We start from the raw sequence: 14,019 nt of genomic DNA, 5'->3' as shown, positions 1-14,019 counted from the left end.
TGTACAAAACATCATTTATTTTTTCTGTTATCTATAATTTCAAAATTCTTGTAAACTCCCTTTAATTCTGTTCCATTAAAAATGTACTCCAAGGGTTTTTTGATTTTTTTAGAGCTCTTGTAGTCAATAATCTCATAGTGCACCATCTGCTTTTTGATCTTACTTTTTTCATTAAATCGATTTTCGACTTTTGTAACTCGTTTTTGATTCACATCATATTCTAAAACCTGTCGTATTAACCCTGATTTTTTTTCAAAATCCTTATTAGGTACTATGGTAATTTTCTGTTTATTACCATTAGTTACACAATCAATCGTGCCTATTGATTTTAAAAGTGTTCTCTCTATTTCTAAAAATTTTTGTTGTGCATTATTATCCGTAAATAACCTTGGATCAGAATCATTCCAGTATATCTTTCCTATTTTGGGTAAGACCACAAACATTTCCTTATCATCTCCATATATCTTCATGTTTTCATCATCCATAAAGATTTTATATTCTGAGATAAGCATTTCACTTTTGGTAGAAGAAACAGGTAGGTTATGCTTTTTAAAAAAAGTTGTATTGGTACTATATTTCATATAATACACCTGTCCTTTCTTTGGAGATATTACTTCCTGCATACCATCCAGATATTCTAAAATTCTATCTCTGCATTTATTTGAGGTTTCATTTTGAGCATATCCACTAAAATGAAAACAACAATATGCAATCAGGGCTATTACTTTAAATTCTTTCACGGCTTTCTTTTGGTAAATTATATTGCGTTTCTGTTATTATTTTTAATCCTTTTTCTGTCTCGATTAGCTTGCGAATCAATTGTCCTTCTCCATTATACTGATAGAACAACCCAAAATGTTGATCATCAAATAAGGTTAATAATCGAAGTGATTTTACATCATACACATAGCACGTTGTTTGTGCTTCTTTAGGATTAAATTTGATATCATCTATATATACTTGCGGATTTTCAAAACTTAGACTTGCAGAAACTGCCTGGCCAGAAACAAAAGATTGTGGCGTTATGTAAGTTCTGTACAAGGACCACTCTCCTGTTTTTGCCATAAACTCTGGAGTCAATGTATTACCATTGATTTGAATCTGTGGATTAATCAGTTTTTCATCAGATTTTGTCCAAAATTTTAACCACCCCCCAGTACTTGACAATAGGTTTCCGGCGATAACATTTTTTAGTAAACTCTCACCAGATACAATTTGTTTTGAATATATTCCTGAGTGTGCTATATCTGTTACCAAGCCTGTTTCGACACCTACTTTATCTTCAAAATGCTCAAAATACATTTCTTCATAGGTTGAGTTTTTAGCAATCATAGTAGGAAGCGTAAAATTATACCCGTACTTAGAAGCGCTATATATTCCTAAAACATCTTGTTCTTCTAATGCTGCTCCATTAGGTGAATACTTAGTAACTTCTGTGAGTTTTACCCATTTTTCGTCCTGTGAATTCGCATTATAATTAAACGGGGTAAAGTTTTCTACAATACCACCTTCATAAATTTTTCCAGAATTTGTGTTTCGGTCTGAAGATTTCTTTACGTTTCCTTTAAATGTATAATTTTCATGCATTCTATATACTGATGGATTTCCTAAGGATCCATATTCAGTATTTACACTTTGATTATTTGTCCATTCAGAAACTCCTGCCAATACATTATAAGTACTTGCTCCCGCAGATATAATTTTATTCGACTTAATACTCCAAGTACCATTGTCATTAATCGGGTTAGCATCTGCTCCATACGTTACAAACTGTCCTGCACTAGCTAGTAATTGATTTGTATTACTTGATATATTAGACTTCTGCCCCATTTTATCGTAATTCCAATGGGCAGGAATATTCAGGTTATATATAGATCCATCGTGTTTTTGGTTTGCAACAGTTAAATCAATACCATGATATGCATCGTACGTTTTTGTTAAAACAGAGCGTCCGGTAGCATAATCAAATGCAAGGTTTTCTGTAGTAGATGCGATATTATCTGTATATGAAACTATCTTTTTTTGAATCGCTGGATATTTTATAACCTTTGATGTAGCGTATTTGGTTAATAATTGTTCTTTGTATCTAAATACTAAGCCAAATGATACAAATATTGGCGGTGGTATAGTTAATCCAACACTTACGTCTATTTCAAACTCAAAATCTAAATCCTCATTTTCAATACTATATCCTTCTTGAGTAACATCCATTTCTTTACCCGGTACATCCCACACATAAGTACCTGAATCTTGCCCATCAAACCCTGTAAATAGTTTTACTTTTTCTCCCGGTTCATAGTAATAAAAATCTTGTCCAGAAGAGATATAGCTTGTATTTCCAGGCGTATAGTTACCCCCATATGTTCTTACCGATTTAGGAACACCATGCATCCCATTTTGTATAAATCTAAATCCTTGAGAAGCCCACGCTTTATCAAAACCGTATGCAAAATAAGGGCTGGGAAGGTTAAGTCTATCATGATGCATATTTTCTTGAAGTACAGAATAAGAAACACCACGTTCTGGATGTTTATTAGCGAAATCAAACTTTCTTTCATTTCCTTCATATAATTTATAATCATATAACTTATCATATGGATAATCTTTACATGTATAAAATTCATGAATAGTATGCCCTGTACCTGTTTTGCCGGTATGGATGTTCTCTACAACCACTCTTGAGTGACTTACCGAAGCAGCCGGAAGTAATGATTCTCCTATTGGTCCTTCGGTTTGTTCTTTGTCTTTACCAGCAATCATCCTATTAATCCAGGATTGATTTTTTTTAGGAAGAAATTCTACCAGAGGGTTTTCTTCTCTCATTTCTTGTGGTTCATTAGTCGCAACACCACTAGACCTTCCGTCCTCTAGTTCATATTTATAAACTTGACCATAGGTAGCTTCATCTCCAGATTCTATACCTTTATCATACATCAAAACTTTTTTAACCCGAACTCCTCCTCCGCGTTTTGCTTTATTGATAGGTATTTTAAGGTATGATAAACCAGGATTTAGCTTTTTACATGTTTCACCTCTATCAGGAAATGAAACATTTATCCCTCTGTTTGCTAATTTTTCTATTCCTTTTTGCGCATATTTTAATGTTTTGATAGCTTTTCCTAAATCTGTACTACCAATATCTCCATTACAGTCTAAAAGTCTGGCTGCAATTGCATCTTCATATTCTTTTTCTATTTTACCCTCACAACCTGCAGAATATTTACCCCATCTTTGTGTGACATAATAATCATGACAGGCTTGTCTAGGTACTAGCCTATAGTTTCGATCTTCTTGGGACTCTTCTGTAAATGTATTTCCTGAATATTTTGTGTGATTTTTTCTATTTTTCGATTTTAGAGTAATAGAAATTGAGCTTCCATTACAAGTAATTTTTGAGATCTTAGCATATCCTGTTATGTACTCTGATTGGCATCCTAATAAATCGGGATTATTATCTTCTAATGCATATAGTAGCTTAAAATATATCCTTTTACGAACATCAATTTCACCACCTGCGTTAGGTTTTCCTTCTAAGAAATATTCATTAATTTTTTCACATAACCCATCAGAATACCCTCCTATATCAGATAAATCTAAAGTATATGTAGGGTCATCATATGTGTTTGAAGCGCTTGACAATCGTACCATTGCCATAGCATCTCTATCTTGAACATACGAATAATCTTTACTTTCGTATTCTACTAGAATTTCTCCTCCAGATGGTAGCACTATTTGTTTTAACTGCCATGCAGCGGGGTCAAATTGCTTTTGTGGAATATCTCCCTGATATGGCCATGTAATTAAATTAAGATGTCTGTTTTCTGCACTATTTACATTACCTCTTACATCAAATTGATTATATCCCCATGCATCCAAAAGATGCGGGCCGTAATCAGGATTTTGAGCAGATAGTGAATATTGGACATCCATTTGATGATTAGATGTATATTGATATCCAAATTTATATGAGCTGATTCTAGAGTCTACAACTCCTTCAAATTCTGACCATACTTTTTTAAGTGTTAATTTCCCACTATTTACAGAGATTTTGTTATTAGGATAATTTCCATTTTTATTATTCGGTAAGTTTTGAACTAGTGAATAATCATACTGAAAATTAGTTACCTGCAATGGCACATCTGGTCTGGCTTTAGAAAACAATACTATTTTTTCAAGATATTCTAATTCATCTGTTCCTTTTGCTGTTGCACTTTTAGAAGAAGGATCTTCTTCGGTTGTTAAATCCTGAGCAGCCAGACCATCTAATCTTGCTGTTTGTGATCCTCGCAAATAACTTGCTCCTGATCCCGTAACTCCAAACCTAGCAGCGTTAGATGTATTGGTAACAAAATAGGCTACATGAGTTTTTGTCTCTACTTTTTTAAGAAAAAATACTTCTTTCTCTCCTGTAGTCACAAAACCCGCATCATCTTTAACATCAGAGATCGAATTTTTATTATAGAAAAGACCATTGTAAGGAGTTCTCCAACGATACCATTTTCCTTTCTCACTAGCCTCTCCGTATTTTTTATGATACTCAAACGAAGTCCATCCACCAAAATCACTGTCATCTACCCCAGCGGTACCAAGATCAATATAATCTGGAGTCGTAATGACTTTTAATAACGATATATTTTCATGTGGGAGAGCTCTTACCTCTCCGGCTACTCTATCCTGTTTACAGACATCTACTTTATAGTCATTAGATAAATAGGTCGTTGTATATGCTAAATGATTTTTTTCTATGTTATCATTTTCATCTATTCCAAAAGAAAGATTTGATGTATTTCTAACCATTACTGGTTGGGAATATCCGTATTTAATTCCTGCTTCGTTAAATATTTCGTATCCTCCAGTACTTAATTTTTCGATATGTGATGAGGTATTGATTTTTGAATCAATAGCAGGGTCTAAAAACGCTTTTCCTTCATCTCTAACAGCAGCACTTACTCTTTTTACCCCGGGGAAATTTGGATTTGCACCCAATTCTATATTTGCTATATCATTATTAGCAAAATTTACCTTACCTCCCATATCTCCATAAAACCTGTATTTTAGGTTACTATATGATCCCGTTCCTGAGAAATAGTTCATTTCTGATTTACTCCTTCCAAAAGAAAGATTTACCCCTACTCCAACATTAGTACCTATCATTCCTTCTATACCAACGCCATAGGTTTTTATTCTATTCTTTACATTTTCATCATTACTAAAGGTTCTTGGGCCATCTGCAAAAGCACGAAACCCGCCAGACAGACCTTCACCAGATAGAGCATGATTGTCGGGTGTACTGAAAGGAATACCAATAAAGAAATCTCGTCTATCAAAAAGCTGAGCTTTTTCTGTAAAATAATCAGATTTCGCACTTGAGCCATTCATATATCCTGAAGCATTCAAAATACGATGTGCTATAGAATGGTTTATAGAAAATGAACCAATATACCCTCCTTCAATTCCAACAGGAGCAACAGCTGGATTAACCTGTAATCCATAACTTAAATTCACATTCATTCCTTTAAGTTTCGTTAAAGAAACTGACTGCCCGACATCGGTAAATGTTTGTAATCCAAAGGTAGATGCTGCATTAAGTGAAGTCGATCCTAAACCTCTTGGCTTAGCATTAACTTTTACTGACATTTTCTTTTTGGCATTTTTATCAGCATCATTTTTTTCTGCCTTCTTTTTTGTTTTAGTTTTTTTCTTATTCTTATCACCACCTCCATTATTACTTAAAAGAGCGTAAGGATTAATTGCCGCACTAAACGTGACTCCTGTAGCTGATCGATTAAGAGATAAACTAGCAAATCCTTTAGACAACCCTATCGACGAAGTTCTGGAAACTCCTTGATAGTTATTATATCGTACATAATCAGAAATCCCCACACCAACACTAAAAGCTTCAACATTAAGTTTTACGGCACCCGACATTGTCCAATTTGGCCTTGTTTTGTTATACACATCAATTGGTGCATTGTTATACTCATCGGGGTAGCCTCGAACACCTGTATTTATTGCTCCTGGGTTTAAAGTCCAGCCATGCCCAACCCATGAAGATTCTTCTTCTGATGAAGTTCCGCTGTGATAAGATAATGACATTGCATACCCTCCGCCATCAGGTCCGGGAATTTGAATTACAGGTAGATTATACGTAAAATTACCTGACAAAGGATCCACCAGATTTGTAGTTGCCACAGGTTCAAAACTCGAAAACTCTGGTGAACCAGGCCCTGATGTTAAAGCATATAATGAACCTACTGATGGTACAAAAATTCCAATCAACATATCACATAACAAAAAGTATGTAATGATCTTAATATTTTTCTTACGTATTGAAATCATAAGTGCTCTTAATTAAAAGTTTAAATTTGGTAGATTATTTATTTTTTCGTTTTCAAAAACAAAATGACTTATTCCGGTATCTAAAAAAGTATCCTGAAATACAATGTCTAATTGTTCTGAATTCAATATTTCTTTTTGATCGTCTGAAAACACCATATAAATTGACTTTTTATTAGCTATTTCATATGCATTTTCCATAGTGGTTAAAACAGGATTATATTTTTTACCAGAGTTTGTCATTAAAACCAATACTTCTTTTATATTGAAACTTAAATCCCTTATTCTCTGCCCGTATTCACTAAGATTAGCAACATTATAATTGCTTACATTTACTGTTTCTTCGTCATGACTTATGGTCAACAAAAAAGTTTTAGAATTTTTAAACTTATCTACATATCCCTGAAAATCCTTCATATCAGTTTTGTTATCTTTTTTCATCTCATTAAGTGCTAGATACTCTGCTGGTAAATATTTCATTGATAACAAAAAGCCATTTGCTTTTGTTTTTTTTATAAATCCATGACCTGGATCTCCTAACCACTTTAAAAGCTCTTTTTCACTATTAATTGAAGAGCTACAACCTATAGCAATCAACAGAAAAATGTATATACTATTCTTTAATCCCTTCAACATATTCTTTATTTAATCCTTCTATAATATCTTGTGTTATATCTATGGCATCTGATGCATACATTATATTTCCAGAATTTGTTATTCCTTCTATCAAATCAATATCATGAGTTTCTGCATAGCGTTTAACAAAATCATTAATCTTATTATATACGCCTTGTAGTAATTCTTCTTCCTGAGCTATCACTTTCTGTTCGATTGCCTTACCTAACTGAACCGTTTTGGCTTTAATAACCTCTAGTTCTCCTTTCTTTACAATCTTTTCCTGATTGGATAATTTATCAGAAATAATCTCGAGCTCATTAGATTTGGATTCATACATACTTTTTTGCTTTTCGAACGTATCTTGCATCTCCTTGGTTTTGATCTCGAACAAGTCCTGAGCTTCTTTAAAACCCTGATAGTTTTCTAAGACTGTTTGAGCATTTACGATTACGTTTTTTTTGGCGTTATACTGCTGAAAGCATAAATAAACTATGACCAGCAGCATAAGTATTGTTATCAAAAAGTGTATTTTATTATTTATTTTCACCTTATTTAATTTTATAAGTAATTATGAATTATTGCTTTTTAAAATGAACCATTTCCTGTTTGACCAGATCCAGCCACCAGAAAATGTCCTTTAAAGGATTTATTCTGAATTTTCATGATAAACGTATAGGATCCTACTTCTGTTAATGTTGTATCTAAGACAAAACCATTAATGCTAGCACTTGGCTGAACAACTATATTAGCATTTGAGGGAGAGAAAATCTCTACAGTGGCTCCGATAAGATCAATACTGTTGTTAACATTAATGGTTAATGGTACCGAAGAATCGTATTGTACTCCATTAATTAGATTTATTGTAAACGGTACAACCGGAGTAGTTTTTTTATTCATGAAATATATTGTATTCCCTTCTACACGATAAAAATCGGGTGAGAAATCCAGCCAATTACCTCCACTGGATACCTGTACATTCGAAATACCACTGGTATTTGCTATAAATCTTAGATGAAGTGCTCCTGCATTTTGAGAAGGTTTTACATTAATAAGAACCGTTTTATTCTCTCCAGTATTGGCTCCAAGATTAACAAGTGTTTCGCTATCCGCGTTCCCGCTTATTACACCTGGTATTGTTGTACTACCCGATACTATATCAAACTCTGAATTTGGAAGGTCTTTCGTATTTATCGTAACCTCAAGTTCATTTACCGCCGTTGTAACCTCTAGAGTAATCGGGTTACGGGTTAATGTAAGATCTGTTATTACACTATTAGTAGCTGTAAAATGGTATACTCCTGCATCAGCATCGGTAGCATTAGAGATAACCAAATCTTTATTGGTTGCTCCTGTAATTGCAGCTCCACCTTTATACCATTGATAACTGTTATTTGTACTGGTTAATGCTGTACTAGACAATGTAATACTTCCATTAGCAGCTACAGATAAAGTCTCTGTTTGATCTACTTTGTCTTGGGGAGAAAATATATAATTTGTAAGTTTTGATTTGTATGCAAGATGCTCTGTTTCAAAACTATTAAATACAAAATCATTGCCCTTAAATCTTAAATGAAGAAGATTTGCAAAATTAGATATTTGACTAGGGATTGTACCAGAAAAATTATTATTAGAAATCTCTAAGGTTTGTAGGTTTATTAGATTACCCAATTCTAAAGGAATTTCACCTTCTAGTTTATTGTTACTTAAATATAGATACGTAAGCTTAGACAAATTTCCCAAACTTGATGGTATCTGACCTTGAAATTGATTAAGACCAATATGAAGAACCTTCAAATCCGACAAGCTACCTAACTCAGAAGGAATTGCTCCACTTAATCTATTTAAATATAAAGAAAGGTTTGTTAGTTTCGATAAACCAGAAATAGATACAGGAATTGTACCTGTTAACTTATTATTGTCGATAGATAAATTCGTTAAGTTTACCAGCCCTCCTATGGTATTAGGAATACTTCCCGAAATAGTATTCTTATTTAAGGACAAAGATTTCAAATTTGATAAATCAGATATGGAATTTGGAATCGTACCTACCAAATTATTATTATCAAGTTTTAATTCTGTCACTTTACCTTCGGTTACGGTAACTCCATACCAATCGCATACTTTAGAAGCTGAGTCAGTAATCAACCAAGGTTCATTATTTACTGTTATATTCGTCCAATTAGCACCATCAGTACTATTATATAAATCGATCAATGCCTGACGCTCAGCTGCAGATACTCCACATGTATCTCCAGCACCAATTGATAAGGTTATGGGATTACGGGTTAACGTTAAACCTGTAACTATACTATTTGTAGCTGTAAAATGATATATCCCTGCATCAGCATCTGTAGCATTAGAGATAACCAAATCTTTACTGGTAGCTCCTGTAATTGCTACCCCATCTTTATACCATTGATAACTGTTATTTGTACTGGTTAATGCTGTACTCGATAAAGTAATACTACCATTGGCAGCTACAGATAAAGTCCCTTCCTGATCTACCTTGGCTTGGGGAGCAACTTGAAAAGTGCCTAATTTATTTATGTAATTATTATAGTCAGCTTCAAAATCTGAAAACACAAACTTATTTGTATTCATTCTAAAAATTGTTAAACCAGTCAAATTACTTATAGAAGAAGGTATTTTTCCTTTTAGATTATAGTTGTAAGAAATATTTATCCTAAAAAGAGTATTTGAGAATTGTCCAAATTCGCTCGGTATAGAACCTGACAATTTATTTCGAGATAAATTGAGATCACGTAATTTTGATAAATTACCCAACTCTGGAGGAATCACTCCTGTAAGTTGATTACTAAATAACAAAAGATCAATTAGATTAGAAAGCATACCTAATTCAGATGGTATATTACCCTCTAAATTATTAGAGTGTAAAAACAAAAATCTTAGAAAGGATAAATTTCCAAAACTTGAAGGTATATTACCCGACAGATTATTCGAATGTAAATATATTGTCCTTAGTTCTATCAAACTTCCTAAAGAATTTGGTAAAGTTCCGGTAAGGTTATTTTCTGGTAGTGATATTCCTTTCACCTTACCTTCACTCACTGTTACACCAAACCAATCACATACTTTAGAAGTAGGGTCATTGACTAACCAAGGTTTGTTATTTGCTATCGTATTCGTCCAATTAGCACCATCAGTACTATTATATAAATCGATCAATGCCTGACGCTCAGCTGCAGATACTCCGCATGTATCTCCAGCGCCTATTGATAAGGTTATGGGATTACGGGTTAGTGTAAGATCTGTTATTACACTATTAGTAGCCGTAAAATGATACACTCCTGCATCAGCATCGGTAGCATTAGAAATGACCAAGTCTTTATTGGTTGCTCCTGTAATTGCTGCTCCATCTTTATACCATTGATAACTGTTATTTGTACTGGTTAATGCTGTACTAGACAATGTAATACTACCATTGGCAGCTACAGATAAAGTCTCTGATTGATCTACCTTACCTTGTGTGAGGTAAGTAAATGTAGTTAAGTTGCTTTTATAAGTAGTGAAATTTGCTTCAAAATCACTAAAAACAAAACTATTACTTTCAAAACTTAATGAATTTAGAATATCTGAAGATGCCAAACTCGATAATCCAGAGGGAATACTTCCTGAAAACCTATTTATACCTAACCCTAAGTTTGTTAAACCAGGTAACTGACCTATAGAAGCTGGAATTACTCCGGTAAGTAAATTTCTAGTAAAACTTAAAACTTCTATCTTCGTTAAGTTGCCTAATTCTAATGGAATCTCACCTTCTAGTTTATTCCAGAAAAGATATAATTTTGTTAAATTAGATAAATTACCTAATTCCTTTGGGATACTACCACTTAATGAATTATTTCCAAGGTTTAAGTATTGTAGAGACGACAAATTCCCAAAAGATATTGGAATTGAACCTGTAATAGCATTACGTTCAAAATGAAGCTCTTCTAAACTCAATAAATTACCCAATTCTGAAGGCATTGGTCCTTCTAAACCGTTGATATATAACATCAACTTCTTTAACTTGGATAAATTTCCAATGGAGGCAGGAATTACTCCCGTAAGTTGATTAGTGAACAAATTAAGATATTCTAGATTAGATAGATTTCCTAACTCGGCTGGAATAGAACCAGTAAGTTGATTCCGAAACAAACTTAATGCAGTTAGATTCGTAAGATTTTGCAATGAAACAGGGATTCCTCCTGAGAATTGATTAGAACCTAAGTTTAAAATCTTTAATGCCCCCATACTACCAATAGATGTGGGGATAGTACCCGTCATGGCATTACGCTCAACAGTAAATGTCTCTGCATTTACCAAGTTGCCTATTGAACCTGGCAAAGATCCTGATAATTGATTAATAGCAAAGTTAACAGATGTAAGGTGTATCAAGTCTCCAAAAGATGCTGGAATTACTCCCTTTAACCCGTTATATGATAAAGCTAATTTTGTTACTTTTCCATTCTCAACAATAACACCAGCCCAATCACATACAGGAGTATCAGTTAACCAATTGGTATGGTTTGTCCAATTAGCGCCATCGGTACTATTATAGAAATCTATTAACGCTTGACGTTCTGCAGCAGAGACCCCACAAGTATTCTCTCCTTGGGTTACCAATAACGCTATATCATTACGATAGATACTAAGTCCTGTTACTACACTGTTTTTAACAAGCATCTTGTAAACTCCTGCATCAGTTTCGCTTACATTTGCAATTGTATACTCTTTATTGGTTGCTCCAGGAATAATCGTAGTTCCTTTATACCACTGATATGTATTACTAGAATTTGTAAATACGTTTGATGTTAGTGTAACGCTCCCTCCTATAGATGCGCTAAGTGTTTCTTCGACATCTGCATTTTTTTGGTTATTATAAGTAAAACTAGATAAGTTTGCTTGATATGCAGTGAATTCAGATTCGAAATCAGAAAATATAAATTGATTACCTGAAATCCCAAAATTACTTAACTTGGGTAACGTACTCATTTCTGGAGGAATTTTCCCAGAAAGGTTATTATTATAAAGGTATAATGCTTTTAAATTAACCAATTGTTTAAATGATATTGGAATCGAACCGGTTAAGTCATTATTATGAAAGTGAATATGCTCTATTTTTGTTAATTGACCTAGTTCTGAGGGTATGTCACCACTAATTTTATTACTCGACAAGCCAATTCTCACCATATTAGACAATAAACTCATTTCTGAAGGAATACTACCGGTAAGTTGATTCTTTCCTAATTGTAAATTTTCTAATTTTGACATCTGTCCAAAACTAGAAGGAATGCTTCCAGATATTTGATTATCAGAAATATACAAACGCTTCATATTTACTAACTGTCCAAGTTCTGATGGTAATGTCCCGGTTAAATTATTATTATTTAGGCTTAGAGCATATAATTTTGATAACTGCCCTAATTGTGGAGGAATAATTCCTGTAAGTTGGTTACCACTCAGTGATAAAGATCCAAGGTTAGTTAATAAAGCTAGACTTTCAGGAATACCTCCTGTAAGTTCATTACTTGCCAAGGAAAGTTTTTGAAGACTAGTTAACTGTCCTAATTCTTGTGGTATAGATCCTGTAAGCTTATTATTTGATAAGTATAAGGATCCTAATTTTGAAAGCTGCGCCAGTTCAACCGGAATTGTTCCTGTTAACTGATTATAGCCCATATTAATAAACGTAAGATTTGTTAATTGCCCTAATTGAGGTGGAATCGTACCCGAAAAATTATTACCATCAAAATATAAACGTGACAAACCTGGTGCATTTAATAATGCTGTTATTGGTATTGCTCCAGAAAATTCATTACCACTCAAATGAAGTGATTGTAATCCTGTCATTTGCCCCAAGCTTGTAGGTAATTCCCCTCCAATATTGTTACCACTAAGTACTAATTGATTTATAGAAGATAAATCTCCTATAGAGTTTGGCAGAGTACCAGTTAGATTATTTTTAAAAAAACTTAATTTGGTAACCTTACCGTTTAGTACTGTAACACCATACCAATCACTTACTAAAGAATTAGAGTCATTGATCAACCAAGGTTGAGTTCCCTCTATCGTATTTTTCCAATTATTTCCATTAGTGGCATTATAAAAATCTATTAATGCCTGGCGTTCTGTCGAAGAAACCTGAGCCAATAAAGGAAATGTTAAAAATACTGTTAAGACAAATGCAATAGAATCACCAAAACGTGCTTTTATTTGCTTCATTTATTTTTTATTTTTAGTCAGTTAGTTACTTTTAATTAAGGTGAAAAAATGATTCAAAAATAAGCCAAAAATCTCCCTGTCCGATAACTTAAAGCTATCGGCTATCACTCAAACAAATCACTCAAAATCAAATACTTAAGTATTTTTTTTCAAACAATATTTTCTTAGATATTTATGAAACTATTTGTAGGACTAGCATTAAAATTAATGGGGTTTATATCAATTTTATTGCTCGGGCAAACATACTATTTTTTCAAATCAAAATAAAACAATTTATGGTTAACTTATCTTTAACAGAATTGGTGTTTTTAAGCAAAAGACAGTAAAACAATTGAATGCTAAACACTTCATCTCTTAAAATTTTATTTAAATCTATTAAGTAATAATAATCCAACATCACTGCACAAAAACTCTACCTGTTATCTAAAGTTTCTTTTCATTAGTGAAAGAGTTATTACATTAGTTTTAAATACTACAATATCAAAGTCTAATCTAAACAAAGAAGTTCTGAATTTGCTACTTTATAAAATGAATAGCTTTCTTCAAAATTGCCTCTCCTATACCAGGTAATACTCTTTAGTTATTTATTACAGTACAAGAATACGAGTAATGAGTCCCATTTTTCGGGACTGAGGAATATTTTTTTTTATTTTTTTTAAGATGATCTTAAAAAAAACATAAAAACCTTAGCAAACAGTGGGTTTTACCACATAATCTTCTTAAAATTATTTTTAGTAGTCGCAGAGAATATGTAACTCTATCTTTTAATATAAAATCACAAGACGAGTATCAAAATATCACAGAAATGAATTTTGGGAACCTTATAAAATAAAAGACATG

The 14,019-nt window shown here is 33.0% G+C and carries 5 protein-coding genes; all 5 read right to left on the bottom strand.

The window, feature by feature from the left end:
- Nucleotides 1–11 precede the first annotated feature (11 nt).
- On the bottom strand, nt 12–740 hold the full coding sequence (locus NNL09_RS17075; protein ID WP_196910495.1) for a hypothetical protein: 729 nt from the start codon (nt 738–740) through the stop codon (nt 12–14).
- Nucleotides 727–6,339: a hypothetical protein gene (locus NNL09_RS17070; protein WP_196910498.1), complete on the bottom strand. Its 5,613-nt coding sequence runs from the start codon at nt 6,337–6,339 to the stop codon at nt 727–729. Before NNL09_RS17070 ends, NNL09_RS17075 begins: the two co-directional genes overlap by 14 nt.
- 12 nt (nt 6,340–6,351) lie before the next feature.
- Entirely contained in the window at nt 6,352–6,972 is a 621-nt protein-coding gene (locus NNL09_RS17065) for a hypothetical protein (protein WP_196910500.1), read from the bottom strand.
- Nucleotides 6,950–7,474 (bottom strand): OmpH family outer membrane protein, encoded by a 525-nt coding sequence (locus tag NNL09_RS17060; RefSeq protein ID WP_196910501.1) that lies wholly within the window; start codon nt 7,472–7,474, stop codon nt 6,950–6,952. Before NNL09_RS17060 ends, NNL09_RS17065 begins: the two co-directional genes overlap by 23 nt.
- Nucleotides 7,475–7,539: 65 nt before the next feature.
- Nucleotides 7,540–13,179 carry a leucine-rich repeat domain-containing protein gene (locus NNL09_RS17055; protein WP_196910502.1) on the bottom strand — a complete coding sequence of 1,880 codons (5,640 nt, stop codon included), beginning with the start codon at nt 13,177–13,179 and terminating at the stop codon, nt 7,540–7,542.
- Between the last annotated feature and the right edge of the window lie 840 nt (nt 13,180–14,019).

It is taken from the genome of Aquimarina sp. EL_43 (assembly GCF_943422735.1).
Lineage (GTDB): Bacteria > Bacteroidota > Bacteroidia > Flavobacteriales > Flavobacteriaceae > Aquimarina > Aquimarina megaterium.
Note: the sequence above shows the minus strand (reverse complement) of the source record. Positions and strands in the feature narration are given on the sequence as shown.

Excerpts from the sequence above, each read along its gene's own strand:
- NNL09_RS17070 (WP_196910498.1), bottom strand. The coding sequence starts at position 6,339 with ATGATTTCAATACGTAAGAAAAATATTAAGATCATTACATACTTTTTG.
- NNL09_RS17055 (WP_196910502.1), bottom strand. The coding sequence starts at position 13,179 with ATGAAGCAAATAAAAGCACGTTTTGGTGATTCTATTGCATTTGTCTTA.
- NNL09_RS17065 (WP_196910500.1), bottom strand. The coding sequence starts at position 6,972 with ATGTTGAAGGGATTAAAGAATAGTATATACATTTTTCTGTTGATTGCT.